The sequence below is a fragment of the Tepidiforma sp. genome, assembly GCF_026419595.1.
Classification (GTDB): Bacteria; Chloroflexota; Dehalococcoidia; order Tepidiformales; family Tepidiformaceae; genus Tepidiforma.
Map to the genome: position 1 here is coordinate 16164 of NZ_JANZZD010000014.1, position 24222 is coordinate 40385.

Consider the following 24222-nt stretch of genomic DNA (forward strand, 5'->3'; position numbering starts at 1 on the left):
CCTCAGCTGCCGGCCGAAACCCCCCGCTGGCCCCGGCCACGCGCCCCATCGAACTTGCCGACCTAGACCTCGACTGTCACGGTCAGCACCATCGGGCGCCTGCGCGTCTCATCATAAAGGAACTTGCTGACCCCGTCCCTGATGCGGTTGTTGATGTCCCCGAATTCGGCATAGTGCTCCGCCCCCTGCAGCGCCCGCGCGACCACCTCCCGCGTCCGCTCAGCGAGGTCCTCCCGCTCCTCGAGGTCCACGAAGCCGCGGGCAAGGATCTCCGCCGGCCGCTCGAGCGCACCCGTTTGCTTGTCGACCGCCACGATGACGACCACCACGCCGTCTGTCGAAAGATGGGCGCGGTCGCGGAGGATGTGCTGGTCCACGTCCCCAATGCCGAGCCCGTCGACGTAGACGTAGCTCGCCGGCACCCGGTCGCCCAGCCATGCCGCCTCCTCGTCGATCTCGAGGACATCCCCGTCGGTCAGGACGAAGGCGTTGCCCTGCGGCACGCCTACCGACTCCGCCAGTCGCGCATGAACCACGAGGTGCCGGTACTCCCCGTGTATGGGCACGAAGTACTCCGGCTGCAGCAGGCCCTGGATGATCTTGAGCTCCTCCCTGCTCGCGTGCCCCCGCACATGAATGTTCGACACGCGGTTGTAGAGCACATCCGCGCCCAGCCGAAACAGGTTGTCCACATTCCGGTACACCGCCTGCTCGTTGCCCGGGATGGGCGATGCCGAGAGGACCACCGTGTCGCCCTTCGTAATCTGGATGTGCCGGTGGTCGCCGTTCGCCATCCGTGTCAGCGCGCTCGTCGGCTCGCCCTGGCTGCCCGTCGTCACCACGACCAGCTGCGACGGTGGCGTGTTCCGCATCTCTTCCACACCGATGATGGTGCCCTCGGGTGCCTGGAGGTAGCCCAGCTGCCGCGCCATCGCCACGTTGTCGATCATCGAACGCCCCGTAACGAACACCTTCCGGTTCGTGAACACCGCAGCGTCGATGACCTGCTGGACCCTCGAAATGAGCGAGGCGAACGTCGCGACGATCACCCGGCCGGGGGCGTTCACCATAATCTGCTTGAGCGCCTCTCCCACCAGCTGCTCGCTCGGCGTGTACCCGTCCATCTCGGCGTAGGTCGAATCGGCCATGAGGAGCAGGCAGCCTTCAGCACCCACCTGCGCCAGCCTGATCAGGTCCGTGTGCTGGTCCATCACCGGCGTATGGTCCAGCTTGAAATCCCCCGTATGGACAACTGGCCCCAGCGGCGTACGGATGATGAGCCCGCACGCGTCGGGGATCGAATGCGCCACGGTGAAGAACTCGACCTTGAACACGCCGGCCTCGATGACCTGCCCGGGTTCGACGACATGGGTCTTGGCCTTTTGCGCCAGCCGGTGCTCCTGCAGCTTCACCCGGATGAGGCCGTCCGTCAGGCGCGTGCTGTACACGGGCACATCGAATTCCCGGAGGAAATATGGCAGCGCGCCCACGTGGTCTTCGTGACCGTGCGTGAGGAAAACCGCGCGGAGCTTCTCCTTCCGCTCCCGGAGGTACGTGAAATCCGGGATGACGAGGTCCACCCCGAGCATCTCTTCTTCCGGGAACATCAGCCCGACATCGATGACGATGATGTCGTCGCCAAACTCGAGCACCATCATATTGCGGCCGATTTCGCCCAGGCCGCCGAGCGGGATTACGCGAAGGGTCGTTTTCGAAGTCATCAAGTACCTATTCGAACAGGGGAATTTGCTGCGGACCAGCCGGCGCGCCGCCGCCCTCGGAGGGCAGGGCCGCCGCTGGCGCCGCTGGCAATGCTGGCCCGGTCGCGGGTGCCGGGGAGACTGGCGCCCGCGGTCGACCGCTGTCGCGGTCAGCGGCTGGCCTCACCGCCGCCCGCGCGCGTTCGAGGATTTCCCGGAGCCCGCGGAAGTCCTCGATGAGCACCTGCCGAAGCGCTCCCTGGTGGAGGGCCGCCGCGGGGTGGTACATGGGCACGATGAGGCGCCCGTCGACCTCCTTCGGCCGGCCATGGATGCGCGAAATCGTCTGCTGGGGGAACCACCTCGCCATCGAGAATCGGCCGAGCGTCACGATCACGAGCGGGTCGACGAGGTCGATTTGGAGGTCCAGGTATTCCGCGCAGGCCTCGATTTCGCCCGGCAGCGGGTCCCGGTTCCCCGGCGGCCGGCACTTCAGCACGTTGCAGATGTACACGTCTTCGCGGCGCAGGCCCGCCTCGGCGATGAGTTCGCCCAGGAACTGGCCCGCGGCCCCGACGAAGGGTCGCCCCTGCCGGTCTTCGTTGAGGCCCGGCGCCTCGCCGATGAACATTACCTCGGCATCGAGCGGACCCTCCCCCGGGACCGCGTGTGTCCGCGTCTCTGCCAGGGCGCAGAGACGGCACGCCCGGATCACCTCGTACAGCTCCCTCGCGCGCTCCTCTCTGGGCACCGAGATCACAGGCGCGCCACCTCCGCGGCAGGTCCGGCCCCTGCCGGGGCCGACCGGAGCCGCCGCGTCGCGGTCACCAGCATCTGAGCACCGATGGCGGAGAGCACGACCGCGAACACGACCTGCAGCCCACGCCCGCTGAGCTGCGTTGCCAGCCACGCGCCGGCCACCGCGCCCGGCACGGCCGCCGGGGTGATCCACCTCGCTGCTACCGTATCGACCGTGCCCTGCCGGTAGTGGGTCAGCGCCCCCAGCGCAGAAGCGAGGACGATGACGACGAGGGAGATGCCCTGCGCCGCGTGCTGCTCCGTCCCCAGCACCAGCACCATCGCCGGGACGAAGATTGCCCCACCCCCGATACCCAGGGCCCCGCTCGCGAGCCCTCCCGCGAGGCCGATCGCGGCTGCCAGCAGGGCTTCCTCGCCGGCGCCCGGCGTGAGCCAGCCCCCGGATGGCGCGAAGAACAGCAGCCGGAGCGAAACTGCCAGCAGGAATATCCCGAAGAGCTGCCGCAGCCGGAGCGCCGGGATCCGCAATGCGATGCGCGCCCCGGCCACGGCCCCCGTCATGGCGCCCGTTGCCAGGCCCCCGAAGAGCAGCCAGTCAAAATGCCCCGCCAGCCCGTACAGCACGGCCGCCACGGCTGCGGTCGCCGTGATGACCACCAGCGATGTGCCGTGGGCCACGTGCTGCCGCATCCGCAGGGGCCCCGTCATGAGGGGCACCATCACCGCCCCGCCGCCTCCGCCGAGCAGCCCGCTCAGCATCCCGCCAGAGAATCCTGCCAGCGCCGACCATTGCCCCCGCGTGCTCACGCCGCAGCCCCCCCGGGCCGCGGACGCTTCGGCTGCACCGCCCAGGCCATCAGGATGCCTACGAAGTACAGCCCGAGGAGCGGCCCAGCAACGAACGTCTGCGTGATAGGGTCGGGGGTCGGCGTGACGATCGCCGCGATGATGAACACCACGACCACCGCGTACCGCCAGAAGCCAAGCAGCTGCCGCGCCCGCACCAGCCCCAGCCGGGCGGCGATCGCCAGCACCATGGGCAGCTCGAACGAAATCCCCACCCAGAAAATGATGCGTGTCACGAAATCCACGTACTGCCGTATGCCGATGACGTTGTCGATCTCATCGCTGCCCAGCTCGAGCAGGAAGCCGAGCGACGCGGGCAGGATCACCCAGTAGGCGAACGCCATCCCCGCCAGCAGGAAGAAGGCCGCACCGATGATGCCCGGCAGCAGGATCTTCCGCTCGCGCGGCGTGAGCCCCGGCACGATGAACGCGAGCAGCTGGTAGATCACCACGGGCGAGGCGACGATGACCCCGCCATAGAGGCCAATCTTCACGATGATGCCGATGCGGTCCGTGGGCGAGAAGCTCGAGACCCGGAAGTCCTCGACGCGCTCCCGTGCCGGCGCCACCATCCAGCCAAGGATCGTTTCCCAGAAATAAAAACACAGGATGACGCCGACGAGCACCGCCAGCCCGCTGACCATCACCCGGTAGCGCAGCTCCTTCAGGTGCTCCAGCAGCGTCATCTCCGGGCCGCCGCTGTAGCCCTCCGCCTCGGCCTGCGGAGCGGCCGCGCCCTGCTCCCGGATCGGTTCAGCGACCATGGCCGTCAGAATACCAGCGGCGGCGCCGGCGCCTCACCGCCCGCGTTCCCGGGCCGCGCCTCCGCGGTCTGGCCGGCCGGCTCGCCGGCTCCCGCCGCCGCCTGCTCGCTCACCTGCGGGGCAGCCAGCGCCTGGCTCGCCTCAGCTTCGGCGGCGCGGAAATTCGCATCGAGTTCAGCCAGCCCCTGGTTCAGCTTCGCCTGCTCCTCGCGCAGCGTCTTCTGCGCCAGGTCGAGCTCCCCGCGCATCGTCCGGTACTGCTCGTCGAGGTAATCGATCTCGTCCCGGAACTCATCCCGCACTGCGCGCGCGTACATTTGCATCTGCCGCACCGCCCGCCCGATCTGGTACGCCATCTGCGGCAGCCGCTCAGGCCCCACCACCACCAGCAGCAGGACGAGGATGAGCAGCAACTCCTGGTAGCCGATGCCCAGGAACTCCACGCGTCCCTCCCCGGGGGGCGGACCCGCGCCCCGGACGGCGCGGGCGCCTTACTTGTCTTCGACTCCGTGGTCCTTCAAGTAGTCTACGGCGTCCTGCACGGTCACGATCTTTTCCGCGTCTTCATCGCTGATCTCGAGCCCGTTCACGTCGTTCGCGAACTCCTCCTCGAGCGACATGATCAGCTCGACGAGGTCCAGCGAGTCGGCGTTCAGGTCGTCCACAAACGACGCGCTGGGGACGACCTCGTCCTCCTCCACGCCGAGCTGCTCGACCACGATTTTCCGAACACGTTCGAATACGGTTGCCACGGTCCTGGTTTCTCCTCGGGATTTACGATTGCTGGGTAGGGTCCGTTGTCGTTCTTGACTCGCGGCCTGCCGGCTCTTCACCGCTCCGACCCGGGCCGTCTGCCGGCCCCCGGAGCCGTTCGCTGACCGTCCGCAGGACGCCGTTCACGAAGCTCGGCGAGGTGTCGCCTCCGTAGCGATGCGCGAGTTCGACCGCCTCGTTGATGACCGCAGCGACCGGCGCAGCGTCGTCCGAGACGAGTTCCCATATTGCAAGCCGCAGGATGTTGCGGTCAACGATGGCCAGCGTGCTCACCGGGTACTTCGGCGCCGCCGCCTGGATCTGCCGGTCGAGCTCCGGCCGCATCGCCTGCACCCCTTCGATGGCGGCGATGCCCCGCCGCTCCCACTCCTCCCCGCGGAGCGCCGGCCGCTTCTCGCGCTCTTCCCGGAGCCGACGGCGGAACGCCGCCTCCGGCGGGTGGCCCGAGGTTTCGCCTTCGTAGAGCGCTTCGAGGGTGAGCTGCCGGATGAGGCGGTGCGGGCTGACGGCGGTCACGCCATCACCATACCGCCATCCACGTGAATGCACTGCCCCGTGATGTACGCCGCGCCGTCCCCCGCGAGGAACGCGACCAGCGGCGCCACCTCCTCCGGGCCGGCCAGCCGCCCCAGCGGAATCTGCGACTTCGCCCACGCCACCGCCTGCTCCGTCATCCCCTGGATGATGTCCGTCTCGATGAAGCCCGGCGCGACCGCGTTCACCGTCACGCCCCGCGAGGCCACCTCCCGCGCCAGCGCCCGCGTGAAGCCGATGAGTCCCGCCTTCGCCGCCGCGTAGTTCGCCTGCCCCGCATTCCCCATCACGCCGACCACGCTCGTGATGTTGATCACCCGCCCGGCTTTCGACCGGAGCAGCGGCCGCATCGCCGCCCGCGTCACGAGGAACGCCCCGCGCAGGTTCACCTGGTGGACCGCGTCCCAGTCGTCGTCGCTCATTCGCATCAGCAGGCCGTCGCGCGTGATGCCGGCGTTGTTCACGAGGATGTCGAGCCCGCCGAACCGCTCCGCGGCCGCCTTCACCATGGCGGCCGCCTCATCGGCGTTCGCTACGTCGCCGCCGACCGCGAATGCATCGCCGCCGAGCGCCCGGATCTCCGCGGCGACCTCTTCGGCCAGCGCGCCGTTCGAACGGTAGTTCACCGCCACCCTGGCCCCGCGCCGCCCCAGTTCGAGGCAGATTGCCCGGCCGATGCCCCGGCTGCCGCCGGTCACCAGCGCCGCCCGGCCGTCCAGCTCACCCATCGGGCAGCTGCACCCGCACCGACGCCGCATCGTTGACGTTGATGCAGGTCGACTTCCGCAGCATCCGCTTGATGATCGCGGTCAGCACCCGCCCGGGTCCGAACTCGATGAACGTCTCGATGCCCTGTTCGCCGAGGAACTCGACCGTCCGGCTCCACTGTACGGGCCGGCAGACCTGGTCGACCAGCTCGTGCCGGATCGCCAGTTCGTCCTGCGTCGGCGTCGCCGTCACGTTCAGCACCACCGGCACCGCCGGGTCGGCCAGCGAGGCCGTCGCGACCGGCTGCACCATGCCGTCGGCCGCCGGCCGCATGAGCGAACTGTGGAACGCACCGCTCACGCTCAGCGGGATGACCTTCACCGCGCCGCGCGCCTTGGCGTAATCCAGCGCGCGCACCACCGCTTCGCGCCGCCCGCCGATGACCACCTGGCCCGGCGCGTTGACGTTGCAGACCTCGGCGCCCGCCTCCCGGCAGATCTCTTCGCAGTCGGTCAGGTCGAGCCCCAGCACGGCGGCCATCGTCCCGGGGTTTTTCTCCCCCGCCGCCTGCATCAGCTCGCCGCGCGTCCGCAGCAGGCGGATCGCCTCGTCGAACGGCAGCGCGCCGGCCGCCACCAGCGCCGAGTACTCGCCGAGCGAGTGCCCGGCCACGAACGCCGGCCGCTCCAGCAGCTTCGGCGAAACCTCGGTGGCGACTTTCAGCAGCGCGAGGCTCGTGACGGCGATCGCCGGCTGCGCGTTCTTCGTCTGCTGCAGCTCGTCCTCCGGCCCTTCGAAGCAGAGCCGGCTCAGCCGGAACCCGAGAATCTCATCGGCGCGGTCGTACAGTTCGCGCGCCGAGGGGAACTGCTCGTAGAGGTCTTTGCCCATGCCGACGGCCTGGGCACCCTGGCCCGGGAACACGAACGCCCGGTCCTTGCGAACCGGGTCGCTGTAGATGAGGAACGGTTCCAGGGCCGTCGCTCCGAAAGTTAGTCGAGCTCCGGTTCGGGCAGCTGAATCACTTCCCGCCCCCGGTAGGTCCCGCAGATCGGGCACGCGTGGTGCGCCAGCCGGGGAGCCTTGCACCGCGGACAATCGATGATGTGCGGCATCCGGATCTTCAGATGCGAGCGGCGCTTCCCCTGGCGCGAAGCTGCGTATTTCCGCTTGGGCAGCGGCGGCATAGCGGCTCTCCTTCAGGTCGTTACCCATGCTTCCGAGGTTGCAGTGTGAGCAGCCCCGCCCATCGCGGGTCGATCGGTGCGCGCTCGCACTGGCAGGTTTCCATGCCGAGGTCCGTCCCGCATTCGGGGCACAGCCCCGGGCAGTCCGGCCGACACAGCGGCTGCATGGCAGCCGCCATCACCGTATATTGCCGGACCGCCTCACTAATGTCGATCTCGTTGTCCAGCCCGATGAGGAACGTGTCCTCGTCCTCCCCTTCGATCGGTTCGACCCAGTGCCCGTCCACCAGGTCCACCTGCTGCCGGTAGAACTCCTCGAACGCCACCGTCTCCGGGTACGCGAACGCCACCAGGCAGCGGCTGCACTGCGCCTCGATGAGCACATCCGCCCGGCACCGGACCAGCACACCCCGCGGCACCCGCACCAGCTCCACGCTCCCCCGGTGGACCGGCTCTTCCGGCTCGATGATGTGGCGCCGGCTCGCGCCGACCTCCGATTTCAGCAGCCCCGCAACGTTGAAGCGCATCCCTCCGCCCCCTCCTGTGGTCCTTCCTCTCATTGAACCCCATTTCGCAGCGCCCCGGTAGGTTCGCCACCGCCGCGGCGGATGCCGCACGCCATAACTCCCTGACTTTCGTGATGATTCGGCCAAAATGCCGCCCCGCCCGTTGAGCGGCGCCAGCGGCCACCCTAGGCTGTTGCCCCGGGGCTTTGCCGTTACGGTTAGCCTGCCCCGGATGGCCCATGTCGCTCATCACCGACGTCCGCACGCTCCAGGAAATCGACGACGAGGCCGCCTCCCTCGAATCCGCCCTCGCCGAGGTCGAAGCCCGCCTCGCCCGCTCCGAGGCGCTGGAAGCCGCCGAAGCCGCCTTTGCCGCCGCCGATACCGCCTTCCAGGAGGTCCGCCGCGCCCAGCGCGACCTCGAAGCGTCCATCGCCGCCCTTACCGCGAAAATCGTCCCCGAAGAGACCCGGCTCTACGACGGCTCCGTTCGCAACCCGAAGGAGCTCACCGCCATCCAGCACGAGGTCGAGCACCTCAAGAGTCAGCGCAGCGGCCTCGAAGACCGGCTCCTCGAGGTGATGGAGGCGTGCGAGGCCGCGTCCGCGGCCCGCGCTGCCGCCGAGGCCGACCTCGCCGCCGGCCGCCGCGCCCGCGCCGCAGACGTCGAAGCGCTCGAGACGAAGCGCGCCGACCTCGCGGCCCGCCTCGCCGATGCCCGCGCCCGCCGCGACGCCCAGGCGGCGCGCATCCCGCCGTCCGCCCTCCGCCTCTACGACGATATCCGCCGCCGCCGCGGCCATGCCGTCGCCCGCATCCAGGGCTCCAGCTGCACCGGCTGCCGCGTCGCCATCCCCGAAAGCATCCGCCGGAAGACCTTCGACCCGGAAGCGCTCGCCCAGTGCCCCAACTGCGAACGCATCCTCTACGTCGGGTAGGCGCCCGTGCAGGCCATCGGCTACTTCTCTGCCTCCGCCCGCCGCAACGGTCAGAAGCGCAGCATCGGCGAGCAGAACCGCGCCTTCCTCGATTTCTGCCAGCGCTCCGGGTACGAGGTCGCCGCAACCTTCGCCGACCCTGATGAGGCGTCATCCGCCGGCTTCGACCAGCTCCTCGAGTTCCTCCAGCGGCCCGGCCGGACGTTCACCGTCGTCGTCATCGATGCCCTCTCCGCCCTCGGGCCGGACCTCGGCGCGGCCGCCCTCCGCCTCCTCGAACTCGAGCACGGCGGCGCGACCGTCCTCCTCGCCCACAACGGCAGCGAAGCCTTCAAGGCGCTCGTCGATACCTGGGCCGAGCGCGGCGAAGGCACACCGATCTCCGAACGCGTCCGCTCCGCCATGCGCCGCAAAGCCGTCCGCGGCGAAGTCCTCGGCCGGCCGCCCTACGGCTATCGCGTCGGCCCCCGCCGCCGCCTCGAGCTCGTCCCCGAAGAGGCCGTCGTCGTCCGCTACATCTTCCGCCTCTACCTCGGTGAGAACCTCGGCATCCGGAAGATCGCCGGCCGCCTCAACGACGAAGGCATCCCCACCCGCCGGGGCGGCCGCTGGAGCATGGTCACCGTCCGCGACATTCTCCGGAACCGTGCCTACCTCGGCCACTACTCCCGCTTCGGCACCACCGTCACCGGCAGCCACCCCGCCCTCGTCTCCCCCGAAGACTTCCGCCGCGTCCAGGACCGCCTCCAGGCGCGCCACACCCCGGCCCGCCAGCGCTCCGTCACGCCCTTCCTCCTCAGCGGCCTCGTCCACTGTGCCCGCTGCGGCAACAAGATGATCGGCGTCAGCCGCCGCCAGTCCTGGCTCACCCGCTCCGGCGAATCGCACTCCGCCACCTACCGCTACTACCAGTGCGAATCCCGCACCAACCAGAGCTCCTGCGGCTACAACACCCGCCGCGCCGCCGAACTCGAAGCGCGCGTCCGCGAAGCCCTCGCCAGCGACGACCACCCCGGCCCCCGCGTCCGCATGGCCGGCAACGTAGATTCGTACCACCTCGAGCTCCTCTCACAGGTCGACCGCATCGAGTCGCGCATCAAGCGCAACCGCCGCCAGGTCGAAGAGCTCGTCGCCGATGCCGCCCACGGCCACATCTCCCTCGAGCGCCTCAAAGCCCTTGGCGCCGACCTCGCCGAAGAGCACCGTCAGCTCCAGGCCGAGCTTGCCGCCGCGCGCGAACGCATCCGCGCCCATGAATCCGAAGCCGAGCGCCGACGCCACCTCGAACAGCAGCGCGAGCGCCTCCTCCGCGAATGGGACAGCCTCCCCTTCAACGACCTCCAGGCCGCGCTCCGCGACGTCGTCGACCGCATCGACGTCGATGGCGACGACGTCCGCGTCTACCGCCGCGCCTGAGCCGCGTGTCTGCCCGCGCCCTGCCCGTGCATACTGAAACCGATGTCCGAAAACCTCTTCACCATGCTCTCGGCCTACCGGCCGGGTTCGAAGGCAACCCCCTTCGAAAACTACTGCACCAGCGCCCTCGCCTACTTCCTCCGCGGCGGCCACCGCATGCTCAACGCCCTCTTCGCCCAGGCCGCCGGCGTCGGCAGTGAGCCGCTCGCCCTCGTCGAAGTCCAGCCGCGCCTTGCCGACGCCGGCGTCGCCGACCTCCTCCTCACCTACGAAGGCGGCAGGCGCATCCTCGTCGAAGTCCAGGTCGAACCCGGCGCCGATGAGTCCCAGCTCCCGGCCATGGAATCCGTCGCGCGCCAGTGGAGCGAGCCCCCCGCCTTCGTCATGCTCGGCCTCCCCCGCGACGACGTCCCCGCCCCGTGGGTCCCCGTCACCTGGTACGAAGTCGTCGAAGCCCTCGACGGCGACCCCGACCCCATCGCCGCCCAGTTCCGCCAGTTCGTCCTCGAAGACATCCTCGGCCTCGGCGAAGTCCCCCTCGACGAAGCGCTCACCACCAACCGCCTCCACGCGCTCATCGGCGCCGCCCTCCGCATGCGCTTCGGCCCCGGCGTCCGCTACGTCGCCAGCGCCTCCCGCCCTGTCGGCGGCCACTACCGCTACTTCGGCACCACCTTCGCCCTTCCCGGCGAAGAGATGACCTGCTGGGTCGGCCTCGTCAACGAAACCGTCCCCCTCGGCGAACACTACCACCTCATGCTGGCCGCCCGGGACCGCCCCGTTCTCTTCCCCGTCCAGCAGCCGCGCGCCACCGGCGACTGGAAATGGCCGCACTGGACCGGGATGGGGCGGGTCGTCCGCCCCATCACCGGCGTGCAGGTCGAAGGGCTGCTCGAGCGCCTCGGCGCCGGGTAGCCCCCGCGCCCCGGGCTAGAGCAGGTCGCCGCCGCAGGCCGGCGCCGTCGTCCCGAACTCCTTGAACGCCTTGATGACGTTCCGCCCCGTCGTCCAGCGGTGCACCTCATCCGGGCCGTCCACCAGCCGCTGCGAGCGGATCGCCGTATACCAGCGGGCCAGCGGCGTATCGAGGCTGTAGCCCAGCGCACCGTGCAGCTGGATCGCCGTGTCCACCACCTTGTGCACCATGTTCGCGAGGAACACCTTCGCGATGCCGTTCTCCTGCCGGATGTCCAGTCCCTTCTCCGCCTTCCACGCGATGTGGAGCAGCATCAGGCGGGCGATGTACAGCTCCGTCGCGCAATCGGCCAGCATCCACTGCACACCCTGCCGGTCGGCGAGCAGCCGGCCGAACGTCTCCCGCTCGGTCACCCGCTTCGCCGCCATATCGAGCGCGCGCTGCGCCATCGCCACGTTGTGCATCCCGTGCCGCAGCCGGCCGTACGCCAGCCGGTGCTGCCCCATGTTGAACCCGTTCCCCTGCCCGCCCAGCAGGTTCTCGTGCGGCACCACGAGGTTTTCGATCTTCACCTCGGCGTGCCCGCCGCCGAGGATGTGCGTCAGCGGCCCCTCGATCGCCATCGTCGGGATGTCCCGGACGATCCGGTAGCCCGGGTTCGGCAGCTCCACGATGAACGTGCTGAACTGCTGATGCCGCGGCGCATCAGGGTCCGTCTTCGCCATCACCACCGCGATGTCCGCGACGCTCGCCGCGCTCGAGAACCACTTCTCCCCGTTCAGGATCCAGTTGTCGCCGTCGCGCACCGCCGAGGTCTTCATCCCGGTGGCATCAGCCCCGGCGGCCCGCTCCGTCATCGAATAGCAGACCCGTTTCTCCCCGTTGAGCAGCGGCTTGAGGAACTTCTCCTTCTGGTAGTCCGTCCCGTGCTGCAGGATCGTCAGCATCGTCGCGTCGTCGGGGCCCTGCGTGTTCAGCGCCAGCGCACCGAGGTAGCTCTCCCCCAGCTCCATCTGGACGAGCGCATTCGCCAGCGGGCCGAGCCCCATCCCGCCCCATTCCTTCGGGACGAACGGGCACCAGAGCCCCTGCGACCGCGCCTTGTGCCGGAGCTCGGCCAGCACCTCCTTGTACGGCTCCCCGTCGAGCAGCCGCTTCTCCGCCGGGATGCACTCGCTGTGGACGAACTCCCGCACCTTCTGACGGATCGCCTTCGCCTCCGCCGGGATCTCGAAATCAACGGCCATCGGTTCTCGGATACTCCCTTCGCTGTCTGGTTGCCGGGCAGCTTTGGCGGCGCGGCCCGGCGAAGCCCGCCCATCATAAGCGCTGGCGGGCGCCCCTGCCGGGCCGCATCACCGGCCGCTCCATGCGGCCCTCGCCCCTAGATCCCGCTGCCCCCAGAGACAACCAGCAGCGAACCCGTCGTGTAGCTCGACGCATCCGAGGCGAGGTAGAGCGCTGCTCCCACGATCTCGTGCGGCTCGCCCCCGCGCTGCAGCGGAATCGACGTCCTGGCCCGCTCCTTGAACGCCTCCATATCCCAGGCCTTTGAGATGTCCGTCAGGAACGGCCCCGGCACGATGCAGTTCACCCGCACCTTCGGCGCGAACGCCCGCGCAAACCCCACCGTCATCGCGTTCAGCCCCGCCTTCGCCGCCGCGTACGGGATTACGTCCGGCGCCGGGTGGAGCGACGCCGTGCTCGAGACCATGATGATCGAGCCGCCGCTGCCCTCCGCCATCTTCGTGCCCACCAGCGCCGTCAGCCGGAACGGCCCTTTCAGGTTCACGTCGAGCACCTTGTCGTACAGCGCCTCCGTCACGTTCGCCACGTGGTCGTAGATGGGCGACATCCCGGCGTTGTTCACCAGCACGTCGACCCTCCCGAACGCCTCGTACGCCCGCCGCGCCAGCGCCTCAACCTGCTCCCATTCGCCCACGTGGCACGCCGCCGGCAGCGCCTTCCGCCCCGTCTCCCGCACCACCTCCTCCGCCAGCCGCTCGCACGCCTCCAGCTTCCGGCTCGCGATGATCACATCCGCTCCCGCGTGGGCGAACGCCAGCACCATCTCGCGCCCCAGCCCCCGGCTCCCGCCGGTGACCAGCGCCACCTTCCCTTCGAGACTGAACAGCTTCCCGATATCCATCGCCTTCCTCCAATCCGAAACGAAATCGATTGCCGCGCAAGCCTACCGCATGCCGCCCACCAGGGCCCGGCAATCGCGCCTAGCCCCCGCTCCCGCTACCCTGAGGCGTAAGCACCGGGCATTCGCCTCCAAACCCTCTCCGCGGAACGCACACATGGCCAAAGTCGGCATCATGGAAACGGCCATCCGCGATGGCCATCAATCGCTCCTCGCCACCCGCATGCGCACCGAGGACATGATCCCCGTCCTCGAGCTCATGGACTCCATCGGCTACCACTCCATCGAGTGCTGGGGCGGCGCCACCTTCGACACCTGCCTCCGCTTCCTCAAGGAAGACCCGTGGGAGCGCCTCCGCGAAATCAAGAAGCGCCTCAAGCACACCCCCACCCAGATGCTCCTCCGCGGCCAGAACGCCGTCGGCTACCGCCATTACGCCGATGACGTCATCGATGAGTTCTGCGACCGCGCCGTCCAGAACGGCATGGACATCTTCCGCATCTTCGACGCCCTCAACGACACCCGGAACCTCGAGACCGCCTTCCGCGCCGTCAAGAAGGCCGGCGGCCACGTGCAGGGCGCCATCTGCTACACCACCTCCCCCGTCCACACTGTGGACTCCTTCGCGAAGCTCGCCGACGAGATGATCGCGATGGGCGCCGACTCCATCGCCATCAAAGACATGGCCGGCCTGCTCAGCCCGATGATGGCGAAGCAGATCGTCGAGCGCATCCGCCAGAAGCACCCCACCATCCTCATCCAGATGCACTGCCACGATACCGGCGGCTTCTCCGAGATGGCCTACCTCATGGGTGTGCAGGCCGGCGCCAACGTCATCGACTGCGCCATCTCGCCCCTCGCCGGCGGCACCAGCCAGCCCGCCACCGAAACCCTCGTCGCCTCGCTCGCCGAGTTCCCCGAGTACGCCACCGGGCTCGACATGGAGAAGCTCCGCCAGCTCGCCGACTACTTCCGCGGCGTCCGGCGGAAATACTGGAAGTTCGAATCCGGCCTCCTGGGCATCGACGCCGGCGTCATCTCCCACCAGGTCCCGGGCGGCATGATCTCCAACCTCGTCGGCCAGCTCCGCGAGCAGGGCGCCGAGCACAAGCTGCCCGAAGTGCTCGAAGAAAACGCCCGCGTCCGCGCCGACCTCGGCTATCCGCCCCTCGTCACCCCCAGCTCCCAGATCGTCGGCACGCAGGCGGTCCTCAACGTCCTCACCGGCAAGCGCTACGCCACTGTCACCCGCGAGACCCGCAACCTGGCCAAGGGCATGTACGGCCGCACCACCGTTCCGATCGCGCCCGACATCCTGAAGCAGCTCCTCGGCGACGAGCAGCCGATCGACCACCGCCCGGCCGACGACCTCGAGCCCGAGATGGAGAAGGCGAAGGCCGAAATCGCCGACCTCGCGGAGAACATCGACGACGTCCTCAGCTACGTGATGTTCCCCCAGGTCGCCCGCGAGTTCTTCCAGTGGCGGCGCGAAGGCGGCGGGCCCGAGCGTGAACTCGTCGCCGCCGTCGTCGGCGCCATGACCATCTCCGAAAAGAAGCAGCAGGCCGCCGCAGCACCCGCGCCGGCCGCTGCCCACAACGGCGACACCAGCAACTGGCGCTCCTTCGGGCGCCTCCGCCAGATGCGCTAGGAGGAACCGCCATGGCCAAGGTCACCATCGGAGGCCGCACCTACGAGGTCGAAGTCCGCGGCGATCGCGTCATCGTCGACGGCCACGAATACCCCGTCACCGTTCGCGAAGAGACCGGCTACGTCACCGTCACCGCCGGCGGCGTCCCCTACCGCGTCCAGCTCCCGCCCCCGGACCAGCGCCAGAGCGGCATGGAAGTCCAGGTCGATTACCGCCCCTTCAAGCTCGAATGGGAAGGCCGCCTCGGCGGCGGGCCCGCTCCGCGCGAGCGCGCTGCAGCCTCCCCGGCTGCCGGCGGCGGTCCGAAGGCCGCCGTCAAAGGCGCCGTCACCGCCCAGATCAGCGGCAAGGTCGTGCGCATCAACGTCAAAGCCGGCCAGGCCGTCGCGAAGGGCGACGTCCTCCTCATCCTCGAAGCGATGAAGATGGAGAACGAAATCAAGGCCCCCGCCGACGGCACCGTCAAAGACGTCCCCGTCAGCGAAGGCCAGCGCGTCTCGGAAGGCGACGTCCTCGCCGTCATCGAATAAAACGGTCACTCTCAGCACCGCTCGACGGGAGGGGCCGCGCGTCCGCGTGGCCCCTCCCGTCGTCCCCGGCGATAATGACTCCGGGCCCGTAGCTCAGCGGTAGAGCAGTGGACTTTTAATCCATTGGTCGAGAGTTCGAATCTCTCCGGGCCTACGATGCGCTCCCGGCGCGTCAGCCGGCCGGCGCGGAAGGGTCGAGCGGCCCCGCGAAGTCCCGGAGCAGCCGCTCCAGCACCGCCTCGTCGACGCTCCCGGCCTCGGCCGCGCCGCGCTTCGAATAATCGAGCTGCTCCAGCACCGCCAGTTTCTGCTCCAGCACGCCCCAGACGACATCGTCCAGCGTCCCCGGCGCGGTGACGTAGTACACGTTCACCATCCGCTGCTGACCGATGCGGTACGCCCGGTCTTCGGCCTGCAGGTGGTTCGCCGGCACCCAGTCGAGGTCGTTGAAGAACACCTGCGTCGCCGCCGTGAGCGTGATGCCCGTCCCGGCCGCGAGGATGTTCCCCACGAACACCTTCACCGCCGGGTCCGACTGGAACAGGTCGACCGCCTCCTGCCGCGCCGCCTGCGCCGTGTCGCCCGTCAGCCGCACGGCCGCATCCCCGAAATGGCGCTCCAGCGCATCGGCCACCGCGTTGAAGCCGGTGAACACGATCGCCTTCTCGCCGCTCGCCACCGCATCCTCGACGAGCGCGGCCGTGTGCTTCGCCTTGTCCTTCGCGATGGCGTGCCGCAGCTTCGAGAACACCGGCAGCAGCTCGTTCCAGCGCACCCGGCCGCTGTTCGCCGCCGCCTGCTGCCGGGCCAGCGCGACGATCTCGTCGACCGTCGCCTGGTAGCGCGCCGGGTCCAGCTCCACCGGCACCGTCGTCCGCAGCTTCGGCGGCAGGTCGAGCACGTCCTCCTTCTTGCGCGCGAGGATCGTCCCCTCCGTCCGCGCCTTCAGCTCGTCCAGGTTCGAAGCGCCGCTGAAGTCCCAGCCGTACCCGTCCTTGAACCCGTCGCAGTACCGCTTGCCGAACTCGACGTAATCGTCGCCCAGCGGGTGGCCGACCGCCCGCAGCAGGTTGAACAGCTCGATCGGCCGGTTCATCACCGGCGTCCCGGTCAGCAGGTAGCGGTCTTCCACGTGGTCCAGCACGGCGAGCGCCGCCTTCGACCGCGCCGCCTCCGGGTTCTTGATGTAGTGCGCTTCATCCAGGATCACACCGGCCCAGCGGTGCTTCACCAGCTGCGGCTTCTTCCGCGCGAGGATGTCGTAGTTCACGATCGTCCACCGCGCCGGCACCACGTCGTCCGGCCCGTTGATGATCCGCACCTCCGCGCCGGGGTACACCCGCTCGATCTCCCGCCGCCAGTTCAGCTTCAGCGAAGCAGGGCAGACTACCAGCAGCTCGCCATCCGGCCGCCGCTCGGCGAGGGCGATGATCGCCTGCCGCGTCTTCCCGAGGCCCATGTCGTCGGCCAGGATCGCCCCGCGCGAGGCCGCGAGGAACCGCACCCCCTCCCGCTGGTGCGGGAACAGCCCCGGGTAGCGCGGGGCGACGTCCTCCGCATCGACCACCCGCAGCGCGTGCAGCCCGGCCGCCTTCGCGAGATCGCCGGCATCCGCGCCCGCCGCGTCGAGCGCCCGGAACGCCTCCGCCGCATGCGCCAGCGGCACCGTCCACTGCCGCGTCTTCCAGTCGTACCGCTTCACCGGCAGGCTCCGCATCGCATCGACCAGCGCCTGCACCTTCGGGATCTCGATGACCACGTTGTTGCCGCGCACCGCGGCATGGATCTTGACGCGCTCCGCCGCCTCGCCGGGCTGCGGCGCCGCATCGGCCGGTTCGACCATGGGCAAACCTCCTCGTGCTCGAATTCGCGCGCCCTGCCAGCGCGCCGGCCGATCATGCGTCAGCGCCGCGACACCCGATGTCGCGGTCCGCGCCCGTTCCCGCAATTGACACCCGCGTGCGAAACTGGTCCCACAGCGGTTCGCGCCCCCGTAGCTCAGCGGATAGAGCAGTGGTTTCCTAAACCATGTGCGCAGGTTCGATTCCTGCCGGGGGTACCACTACCTCTCCTTCTGCCGGCCGCGCTACCATCCGCACCACCCGCCCGGAGGTGCTGCGGTGTCCTACCAGTACATCCTCGTCGACCGCGAAGGCCCCTACGTCACCATCACGATGAACCGGCCCGAGCGCCGCAACGCGCTCTCTCTCGGCCACCTGCGCGAACTCCGCGACGCCTTCCGCGACGTCGGGGACTCCGACGCCCTCGGCGTCATCCTCGCCGGCAACGGCCCCGTCTTCTCTGCCGGCCACGACTTCTCCGAGATGGCCGGCGCCGGCCTCAAAGAGATGCGCGAACTCCTCTGGACCTGCACCGACCTGATGGAGACGATGCAGCGCATCCCGCAGGTCGTCATCGCCCGCGTCCACGGCCTCGCCACCGCCGCCGGCTGCCAGCTCGTCGCCACCTGCGACCTCGCCGTCGCCTCCGAAGACGCGGCCTTCGCCACGCCCGGCGGCAAGGGCGGCTGGTTCTGCCACACCCCGCTCGTGGCGGTCAGCCGCAGCATCGCCCGCAAACACGCCCTCGAACTCGCGCTCACCGGCGACACGATCGACGCGCAGACCGCCCTCCAGTGGGGCCTCGTCAACCGCGTCGTCCCCGCCGAGCTGCTCGAATCCGCCACGCTCGATTTGCTCCAGCGCGCCACCCGCGGCTCCGCGTTTTCGAAGGGGGTCGGCAAGCTCGGCTTTTACACCCAGGTGGAGATGAGCCAGCACGACGCCTACGCCTACGCCGTCGAACTCATGGCCGCGGCCTCCCAGTCCGAAGACGCGCAGGAGGGCATGCGCTCCTTCCTCGAAAAGCGCCCGCCCTCCTGGCGCAACCGCTGACCGCCCGGTAGCGCCTGTGACCTAAGTCAAATCTTCCGCTCGCCGGGAAGGGCACGATTGGGGCCGTGATGCAGCTCGTCATCGATAACCGCGGCCTCGAACCGCCCCAGCCGATGGTTCGTATCCTCCAGGCGCTCGCGGCCCTGCGCGAGGGCGACGAACTCGTCGCGCTCATGGACCGCGAGCCGCGCCTGCTCTACCGCGAACTCGAACGGCGCGGGTTCGCCTGGGAGTTCAGCGAAGCGGACGACGGCCCGCGCGTCCGAATCTGGCGGGGGCCTTCGGAGTGAACGGCATCGACCCTGGCGCCGTCCCGCCCGCCCGCGCGGTGGCGCCTTTCCTCGTGACGGCGCCTCTCGGCCTCGCCGTCGCCGGTATCGCCCTCCTCGGCGCTGGCCCCGGCACGCTCGATGGCCCCTCGACGCCCGCCTTCCTCGCCGCCGTCCACGGCGCAGTGCTCGGCTGGCTCACGCTCTCCATCATGGGCGCGACGCTGCAGCTCGTGCCATCGGTCCTGGGTGGCCGCGCCATCAGCGCCCGCGCGGCGCTCACCGCGTTCGTTCTCCACTCGGCTGGCGTCACGCTCATGGTGGCCGCCTTCGCCGGCTGGCGGCTGCCGCTGCTCGCGTCCGGCGCATCACTCGCCTCCGCCGGCGTTGCGGTCTACCTCCTCACGGCCGCCCGCCCGCTGCTCACAGCTCGCGCGCGTGGCCCTGAGGTTCTCAGCCTCCGGCTCGCCCACCTCCTCCTTGGCGCCGCCGTCGCTGCCGGGCTGACGCTGGCCCTGGCCCTCCGGTTCGGCTGGTTTGGCGTTACGCCGGGCCTCGTCGCCGCCCACGCCCACCTCGGCATCGTCGGCTGGCTCGCTATCGCCATCACTGGCGTCACGTACCGCCTCCTGCCGATGTTCGGCATCGTCCGCGGCACCGAACCCCGCTTCGCGAACGTTCTCCCCTGGGCGCTTGCCGCTGCCGCTGGCGCCGCATTCGTCATTCTGGCGGTCGATCCTCCGCCCGCGGCACGGCTCGTCCTCGAAGGTGCACTCGCTGGCCTCGGCCTGCTCTGGCTGAGCGACGCGCTTCGGCTCTACCATTCCCGGCTCCGGCGACGGGCCGACCTCTACAGCCGCGCGACGCTGCTGTCGTTCGCCTTTCTCGCAGCCGGGCTCCTCATGGCCCCATCCGCCGCCGTCCTCCCGGCGGACAGCCGCCCGGTCTCGGGCGCCGCGCTCCAGGCCGCGTGCGGCTTCCTCCTGTTGCCGGGCTGGGCCGGTGCCACGCTCATTGCCAACAGCTACAAAATCGTCCCGTTCATCGCCTGGTATCACCGCTACAGTGCCGTCGCCGGCACCCGCTGGACGCCCGGGACTGGCGACCTCTACTCCTCGCGACTCGCCCACGCTGTCCTCGTCCTCGTGGCGGTCGGGGTAGCGCTCGGCGCCGCCGCTTCGCTTGCCGCGAGTCTGTCACTGCTCCGCCTCGCCGGCACCGCCTTCGCCGCTGCCGGGCTCATCGCCTGCGCCACGCTCGCCGGCACGTTCATTACCCGTCCGGAGCAGCGAAGCGCCGTGCCGTCACCGCCCGGAATGCCTGCCCCTGCGATCCGCCGCTAGCCGCCGTCACAGGTAGCGCCGCAGGCCCTCGAGGTCGCGAACCACGTACCGGTGGCGCTCGACGGTTATGACCCCTTCGTCTTCGAGGGCCTTTAGCGACCGTGCGACCACCTCCCGGACGCTCCCGACGAGCGACGCCAGGTCCTGCCCGCTCAGCCGCCGCTCGATGACGATGCCCTCTGCTGTGACCTGCCCGGTCTGACGCGCTTCGGTGTACAGGTAGCGCGCCAGCCGCTGCTGCACCGTCTGCAGCGAAAGCTGCTCGACGAGTTCGTTGAACGCCCGCAGCCGCACCGCGAGGTGCCGCAGCAGCGCCCGCGCAACCGCCGGGTAGCGCTCGACCAGCACCTGCGCCACCGCCGCCGGCACGAGCACCACCACCGCTTCCTCCAGCGCCTCCACGCTCGCTGCATTCGGCCCGCCGTCGAAGACCGGCACCTCACCGAACGTCTCCCCGGGGCCGACGATCCTCAGCGTCTGCTCCCGCCCGTCGGGCGCCGTCCGGAAAAGCCGGAGCGTGCCCCGGCGGACGAGGTAGAAGCCAGCGCAAGGCTCACCTTCCGTCATCAGCCGGCCGCGCGGGGCGAGCCGCTGACACCGCAGGAGCGGAGCCACCGTCGCCGCCTCCGCCTCCGTCAGCGAGGCGAAATGGGGGATCGCCAGCACGTCCCGGGGCTCGACCTGCACGCGCACATTTTCCACCAACCGGAGTCCGGCCGCCGGACGGCTGTTGCTGCATCTATGGCTGGCATTTGCTTCCCCGATAGGTGCACGAAATCCGGTTCGTTGTGCCCTCAACCGCCTCGCCCCCGCCCGTGACGATTGTCACAGCCCGCGGCCTTCCCCCGCTGCAGGCTGAGGGCATCCGACCATCCGCCCCGCAGGGAGGCGCCCGTGGACCGTCGCCAGTTCTTCAAACTCACCACCGGCCTCGCCGCCGCCGGAACTGCCGCCTACGCCGGCCACCGCTTCGCATTCCTCCAGGCCGCGCCCGGCGTCGCCAACCCGCTCCAGTACTACCCCAATCGTGGCTGGGAACGGCTCTACCGCGACCAGTATGCCTACGACAGCTCCTTCACGTTCGTCTGCGCGCCGAACTGCACCCACAACTGCCGCCTGCGCGCCTTCGTCCGCAACGGCGTCGTCATCCGCACCGAACAGAACTACGACTGCCAGGACGTGGGCGACCCCTCCGGCAACTTCGCCACCGCCGCCTGGAACCCCCGGGGCTGCAACAAAGGCGCCACGCTCACCCGCCGCATCTACGGCCCCTACCGGCTGCGCAACCCGATGATTCGCAAGGGCTGGAAAGAGTGGGCCGATGCCGGCTTCCCCGCCCTCACCCCCGAGGCCCGCACCAAATACCGCTTCGACGCTCGCGGCCGCGACACCTTCGTTAACGTCTCCTGGGACGAGGCGTTCCGCTACGCCGCCCGCGGCCTCGAAGCCGTCGCTCGCCGCTACTCCGGCGATGAAGGCAAGCGCATCCTCCTCGAGGAAGGCTACCAGCCCGAAATGGTCGAGGAGATGGGCGGCGCCGGCACCCGCACCTTCAAGATGCGCGGCGGCATGGGCCTCCTCGGCGTCCTCGGCAAATACGGCATGTACCGCATGTCCAACATGATGGCCCTCCTCGACGTCCACGTCCGCGGCGTTGCGCCCGAACAGGCGCGCGGCGGCCGCAATTGGTCCAACTACACCTGGCACGGCGACCAGGCCCCGGGCACCCCCTTCGTCACCGGCCTTCAGAACGCCGACTGCGACTTCAACGATATGCGCAACGCCCGCCTCCACGTCGGCGTCGGGAAAAACCTCGTCGAAAACAAGATGGCCGACGCCCATTTCTTCATCGAACTCATGGAGCGCGGCGGCAAGATCGTCACCGTCACCCCCGAATACTCACCCCCAGCCACCAAGGCCGACTACTGGATCCCCTGCCGCCCCGGTCTCGGTGATACCGCCATCTTCCTCGCCATCACCCGCATCCTGATGGAGCGGAACCTCTACGATGCCGACTTCGTCAAGCGCTTTACCGACCTCCCGCTCCTCATCCGGACCGATACCCTCAAGCGGCTCGACCCGCGGGACGTCTTCCCCGGCTACCAGCCGGCGCTCGACCCCAACGGCCCGAGCTTCAAGGTCCAGGGGCTCACGAAGGAGCAGTACGCGAAGCTTCACGACTACGTCGTCTACGACGCAAAGTCCCGCTCACTCCAGCCGCTGACCCGCGACGACGTCGGCGACCGCCTCGCCTCCAAAGGCATCGAGCCCCAGCTCGATTACCGCGGCACGGTCCGCACGCTCGACGGCCGCGACGTGGAGGTGATGACGCTCTGGGAGGCATACAAACTCCACCTCCGCGACTACGACCTCGCTACCGCCGCCGAGATCTCCGGCGCCCCGCCTGACCTCATCGAGCGCCTCGCCCTCGATATCGCCACCATCAAGCCGGTCGCCATCCACATCGGCGAAGGTATCAACCACTGGTTCCACGCCACACTCCACAACCGCGCCGTCCACCTGCCGCTCATGCTCACCGGCAACGTCGGCAAGCCCGGCGCCGGCGTCTTCTCCTGGGCTGGCAACTACAAAGCCGCCCTCTTTCAGGGAACGCCAGAGAGCGGCCCCGGCTTCAAAGGCTGGATCGCCGAAGACCCGTTTGAGCCCAACCTCGACCCTGCCGCCCGCGGCAAAGACATCCACGCCCACGCCTACACGAAAGACGAAGAACCCGCCTTCTGGGACCACGGCGACCGCGCCCTCATCGTCGAGACCCCGAAATACGGCCGGAAAGTCTTCACCGGCAAAACCCACATGCCTACCCCGACGAAGGTCATCTGGACGACCAACGTCAACCTCATCAATAACGCCAAATGGCTCTACATGGTCCTCTTCAACGTCCTGCCGAAGATCGACATGATCATCACGCAGGACATCGAGATGACCCTGTCCTGCGAATACTCCGACTTCGTCCTTCCCGCCAACTCCTGGCTCGAAATGCAGCAGGTCGAGGTCACCGCCTCCTGCCAGAACCCGTTCCTCCAGATCTGGAAGGGCGGCATCCAGCCGATCTTCGATACGAAGGACGACATCGCCATCATGGCCGGCGTCGCGAAAGCCCTCGCTGACCTCACCGGCGACCGCCGGTTCGCCGATTACTGGAAGTTCGCCCTCGAAGGCCGCTCGGACATCTACCTCCAGCGCCTCCTCGATTCCTCCGGCACCACCAGCGGCTACACGGTGCAGGACATCCTGTCCGGTAAGTACGGCGAGCCCGGCTCGGCGCTCATGCTCTTCCGCTCCTACCCCCGCGTCCCCTACTACGAACAGGTTCACGACAGCATCCCCTTCCACACCGATACGGGCCGGATGAACGCCTACTGCGACATCCCTGAGGCCATCGAATACGGCGAGAACTTCATCGTCCACCGCGAAGGCCCGGAGGCGACGCCCTACCTGCCGAATGTCATCGTCTCCTCCAATCCGCTCATCCGCCCGGAGGACTACGGCATCCCGCCCGATGACCTCGACCCGGAGCGCCGCACCATCCGCAACATCAAGCTCCCCTGGAGCCAGGTCAAACAGACGAAGAACCCGCTCTGGGAGCAGGGCTTCCGCTTCTACTTCCTTACGCCCAAGACTCGCCACACCGTCCACTCCTCCTGGTCGGTCACCGACTGGATGAACCTCTACGCCACCGACTTTACCGACCCCTACCGCACCGATAAGCGCATGGCCAGCGTCGGCGACCAGCAGCTCCACATGAACCCCGACGACGCCCGTGAACTCGGCCTCGAAGAAGGCGACTACGTCTGGGTCGATGCCAACCCCGCCGACCGGCCGTTCTTCGGCTGGACTGCCGACGACCCGCGCTACAAAGTCGCCCGCCTCATGCTCCGCGTGAAGATCAACCCCGCCTACCCCCGCGGCGTCACGATGACCAAGCACGGCGGCTTCGGCGCTACCGAGAAGACCGTTCTTGCCCACGAGACCCGTGCCGACGGCCGTGCCGTCTCCGCCGATACCGGCTACCAGTCCAACTTCCGCTACGGCTCCCACCAGAGCGTCACCCGCGACTGGTCCATGCCCATGCACATGACCGACACGCTCTTCCACAAGGCCAAAGTCGCCCAGGCGTTCATCTTCGGCGGTGAAGCCGACAACCACGCCGTCAACACCGTCCCCAAGGAAACCCTCGTCCGCATCACCAAAGCCGAAGACGGCGGCCTCAACGGCCAGGGCAAGTGGGCCGCCGGGCAGGACGGTCTCACCCCTGCCCGCCCGTCCCCGCTCATGGACCGCTACCTCGCCGGCAAACTCGTCACCGTCCGGAGGGCCTGA

General features: G+C 69.0%; 23 protein-coding genes, 2 tRNA genes and 1 pseudogene. 11 read left to right on the forward strand and 15 right to left on the reverse strand.

From position 1 onward, the window contains the following. Positions 1–62: 62 nt before the first annotated feature. The 11 genes and pseudogenes from N2041_RS08810 to N2041_RS08855 all read right to left on the reverse strand — a co-directional run bounded on the left by N2041_RS08810 (position 63) and on the right by N2041_RS08855 (position 7799). Entirely contained in the window at positions 63–1721 is a 1659-nt protein-coding gene (locus N2041_RS08810; RefSeq protein WP_297677888.1) for a ribonuclease J, read from the reverse strand. 184 nt (positions 1722–1905) lie between these two features. Further along, a pseudogene (locus N2041_RS08815) lies at positions 1906–2424 on the reverse strand (uracil-DNA glycosylase family protein); the annotation flags it as partial. Between the two features lie 32 nt (positions 2425–2456). Further along, a complete protein-coding gene (locus N2041_RS08820) occupies positions 2457–3266 on the reverse strand; it encodes a sulfite exporter TauE/SafE family protein (RefSeq protein WP_297677890.1) in 810 nt (269 codons plus the stop codon). Beyond that, on the reverse strand, positions 3263–4069 hold the full coding sequence (gene tatC / locus N2041_RS08825; RefSeq protein WP_297677892.1) for a twin-arginine translocase subunit TatC: 807 nt from the start codon (positions 4067–4069) through the stop codon (positions 3263–3265). The genes N2041_RS08820 and tatC overlap by 4 nt, the downstream gene beginning before the upstream one ends. A 5-nt stretch (positions 4070–4074) precedes the next feature. Beyond that, on the reverse strand, positions 4075–4512 hold the full coding sequence (tatB, locus tag N2041_RS08830) for a Sec-independent protein translocase protein TatB (protein ID WP_297677894.1): 438 nt from the start codon (positions 4510–4512) through the stop codon (positions 4075–4077). 48 nt (positions 4513–4560) lie between these two features. Next, the gene (gene acpP, locus N2041_RS08835; protein WP_270055988.1) at positions 4561–4821 is read right to left on the reverse strand and encodes an acyl carrier protein; all 261 of its coding nucleotides are present in this window, start codon (positions 4819–4821) and stop codon (positions 4561–4563) included. Positions 4822–4843: 22 nt separating this feature from the next. Then, positions 4844–5359: a transcription antitermination factor NusB gene (gene nusB / locus N2041_RS08840; protein WP_297677896.1), complete on the reverse strand. Its 516-nt coding sequence runs from the start codon at positions 5357–5359 to the stop codon at positions 4844–4846. Beyond that, positions 5356–6105 carry a 3-oxoacyl-[acyl-carrier-protein] reductase gene (gene fabG, locus N2041_RS08845; protein WP_297677898.1) on the reverse strand — a complete coding sequence of 250 codons (750 nt, stop codon included), beginning with the start codon at positions 6103–6105 and terminating at the stop codon, positions 5356–5358. Before fabG ends, nusB begins: the two co-directional genes overlap by 4 nt. After that, positions 6098–7009 (reverse strand): ACP S-malonyltransferase, encoded by a 912-nt coding sequence (fabD, locus tag N2041_RS08850; protein ID WP_297677899.1) that lies wholly within the window; start codon positions 7007–7009, stop codon positions 6098–6100. Before fabD ends, fabG begins: the two co-directional genes overlap by 8 nt. 68 nt (positions 7010–7077) lie before the next feature. After that, a complete protein-coding gene (gene rpmF, locus N2041_RS14915) occupies positions 7078–7272 on the reverse strand; it encodes a 50S ribosomal protein L32 (protein WP_367187712.1) in 195 nt (64 codons plus the stop codon). A 20-nt stretch (positions 7273–7292) separates the two neighbouring features. Further along, positions 7293–7799 (reverse strand): DUF177 domain-containing protein, encoded by a 507-nt coding sequence (locus N2041_RS08855; protein WP_297677900.1) that lies wholly within the window; start codon positions 7797–7799, stop codon positions 7293–7295. Positions 7800–8017: 218 nt separating this feature from the next. On the opposite strand from N2041_RS08855, the gene N2041_RS08860 reads away from it, so the two are divergent. From N2041_RS08860 to N2041_RS08870, 3 genes are read left to right on the forward strand one after another with little or no spacing between them, the layout of a single operon-like run. After that, the gene (locus N2041_RS08860; protein ID WP_297677903.1) at positions 8018–8716 is read left to right on the forward strand and encodes a hypothetical protein; all 699 of its coding nucleotides are present in this window, start codon (positions 8018–8020) and stop codon (positions 8714–8716) included. 6 nt (positions 8717–8722) lie between these two features. After that, complete coding sequence (locus N2041_RS08865; protein WP_297677905.1) at positions 8723–10132, forward strand: recombinase family protein; 1410 nt, start codon at positions 8723–8725, stop codon at positions 10130–10132. 42 nt (positions 10133–10174) lie between these two features. Then, entirely contained in the window at positions 10175–11047 is an 873-nt protein-coding gene (locus N2041_RS08870) for a hypothetical protein (RefSeq protein WP_297677907.1), read from the forward strand. A gap of 15 nt (positions 11048–11062) precedes the next feature. Here the strand turns inward: N2041_RS08870 and N2041_RS08875 are convergent, their stop codons facing one another. Beyond that, entirely contained in the window at positions 11063–12295 is a 1233-nt protein-coding gene (locus N2041_RS08875) for an acyl-CoA dehydrogenase family protein (RefSeq protein ID WP_297677909.1), read from the reverse strand. 137 nt (positions 12296–12432) lie between these two features. Further along, the gene (locus N2041_RS08880; protein WP_297677911.1) at positions 12433–13197 is read right to left on the reverse strand and encodes an SDR family NAD(P)-dependent oxidoreductase; all 765 of its coding nucleotides are present in this window, start codon (positions 13195–13197) and stop codon (positions 12433–12435) included. A 154-nt stretch (positions 13198–13351) separates the two neighbouring features. On the opposite strand from N2041_RS08880, the gene N2041_RS08885 reads away from it, so the two are divergent. The 3 genes from N2041_RS08885 to N2041_RS08895 all read left to right on the forward strand — a co-directional run bounded on the left by N2041_RS08885 (position 13352) and on the right by N2041_RS08895 (position 15529). Then, complete coding sequence (locus N2041_RS08885; protein ID WP_297677912.1) at positions 13352–14845, forward strand: pyruvate carboxylase subunit B; 1494 nt, start codon at positions 13352–13354, stop codon at positions 14843–14845. Between the two features lie 11 nt (positions 14846–14856). Then, positions 14857–15375 (forward strand): biotin/lipoyl-binding protein, encoded by a 519-nt coding sequence (locus N2041_RS08890; protein WP_297677914.1) that lies wholly within the window; start codon positions 14857–14859, stop codon positions 15373–15375. 82 nt (positions 15376–15457) lie between these two features. Further along, positions 15458–15529: transfer RNA gene (locus tag N2041_RS08895), tRNA-Lys, on the forward strand. 18 nt (positions 15530–15547) lie between these two features. Here the strand turns inward: N2041_RS08895 and N2041_RS08900 are convergent. After that, positions 15548–17218: a DEAD/DEAH box helicase gene (locus N2041_RS08900; protein WP_297677916.1), complete on the reverse strand. Its 1671-nt coding sequence runs from the start codon at positions 17216–17218 to the stop codon at positions 15548–15550. A 144-nt stretch (positions 17219–17362) separates the two neighbouring features. Here N2041_RS08900 and N2041_RS08905 point away from each other — a divergent pair. From N2041_RS08905 to N2041_RS08920, 4 genes are all read left to right on the forward strand, one after another. Next, positions 17363–17437 (forward strand) — tRNA-Arg (locus N2041_RS08905). Between the two features lie 112 nt (positions 17438–17549). Beyond that, positions 17550–18269, forward strand: a complete 720-nt coding sequence (locus N2041_RS08910) for an enoyl-CoA hydratase-related protein (protein ID WP_367187713.1) — start codon at positions 17550–17552, stop codon at positions 18267–18269. 68 nt (positions 18270–18337) lie between these two features. Further along, a complete protein-coding gene (locus tag N2041_RS08915; protein WP_297677990.1) occupies positions 18338–18559 on the forward strand; it encodes a DUF2249 domain-containing protein in 222 nt (73 codons plus the stop codon). After that, positions 18556–19881 (forward strand): hypothetical protein, encoded by a 1326-nt coding sequence (locus N2041_RS08920; RefSeq protein WP_297677920.1) that lies wholly within the window; start codon positions 18556–18558, stop codon positions 19879–19881. Before N2041_RS08915 ends, N2041_RS08920 begins: the two co-directional genes overlap by 4 nt. Before the next feature lie 6 nt (positions 19882–19887). Here N2041_RS08920 and N2041_RS08925 read toward each other — a convergent pair whose 3' ends face one another. Further along, entirely contained in the window at positions 19888–20568 is a 681-nt protein-coding gene (locus tag N2041_RS08925; RefSeq protein WP_297677922.1) for a Crp/Fnr family transcriptional regulator, read from the reverse strand. A gap of 207 nt (positions 20569–20775) precedes the next feature. On the opposite strand from N2041_RS08925, the gene N2041_RS08930 reads away from it, so the two are divergent. Beyond that, on the forward strand, positions 20776–24222 hold the full coding sequence (locus tag N2041_RS08930; RefSeq protein ID WP_297677924.1) for a molybdopterin-dependent oxidoreductase: 3447 nt from the start codon (positions 20776–20778) through the stop codon (positions 24220–24222).

Coding starts and splice junctions, on each gene's coding strand:
- N2041_RS08810 (WP_297677888.1), bottom strand. CDS start 1,721: ATGACTTCGAAAACGACCCTTCGCGTAATCCCGCTCGGCGGCCTGGGC.
- tatC (WP_297677892.1), bottom strand. CDS start 4,069: ATGGTCGCTGAACCGATCCGGGAGCAGGGCGCGGCCGCTCCGCAGGCC.
- fabG (WP_297677898.1), bottom strand. CDS start 6,105: ATGGGTGAGCTGGACGGCCGGGCGGCGCTGGTGACCGGCGGCAGCCGG.
- rpmF (WP_367187712.1), bottom strand. CDS start 7,272: ATGCCGCCGCTGCCCAAGCGGAAATACGCAGCTTCGCGCCAGGGGAAG.
- N2041_RS08855 (WP_297677900.1), bottom strand. CDS start 7,799: ATGCGCTTCAACGTTGCGGGGCTGCTGAAATCGGAGGTCGGCGCGAGC.
- N2041_RS08860 (WP_297677903.1), top strand. CDS start 8,018: ATGTCGCTCATCACCGACGTCCGCACGCTCCAGGAAATCGACGACGAG.
- N2041_RS08870 (WP_297677907.1), top strand. CDS start 10,175: ATGTCCGAAAACCTCTTCACCATGCTCTCGGCCTACCGGCCGGGTTCG.
- N2041_RS08875 (WP_297677909.1), bottom strand. CDS start 12,295: ATGGCCGTTGATTTCGAGATCCCGGCGGAGGCGAAGGCGATCCGTCAG.
- N2041_RS08880 (WP_297677911.1), bottom strand. CDS start 13,197: ATGGATATCGGGAAGCTGTTCAGTCTCGAAGGGAAGGTGGCGCTGGTC.
- N2041_RS08885 (WP_297677912.1), top strand. CDS start 13,352: ATGGCCAAAGTCGGCATCATGGAAACGGCCATCCGCGATGGCCATCAA.
- N2041_RS08890 (WP_297677914.1), top strand. CDS start 14,857: ATGGCCAAGGTCACCATCGGAGGCCGCACCTACGAGGTCGAAGTCCGC.
- N2041_RS08900 (WP_297677916.1), bottom strand. CDS start 17,218: ATGGTCGAACCGGCCGATGCGGCGCCGCAGCCCGGCGAGGCGGCGGAG.
- N2041_RS08910 (WP_367187713.1), top strand. CDS start 17,550: ATGAACCGGCCCGAGCGCCGCAACGCGCTCTCTCTCGGCCACCTGCGC.
- N2041_RS08915 (WP_297677990.1), top strand. CDS start 18,338: ATGCAGCTCGTCATCGATAACCGCGGCCTCGAACCGCCCCAGCCGATG.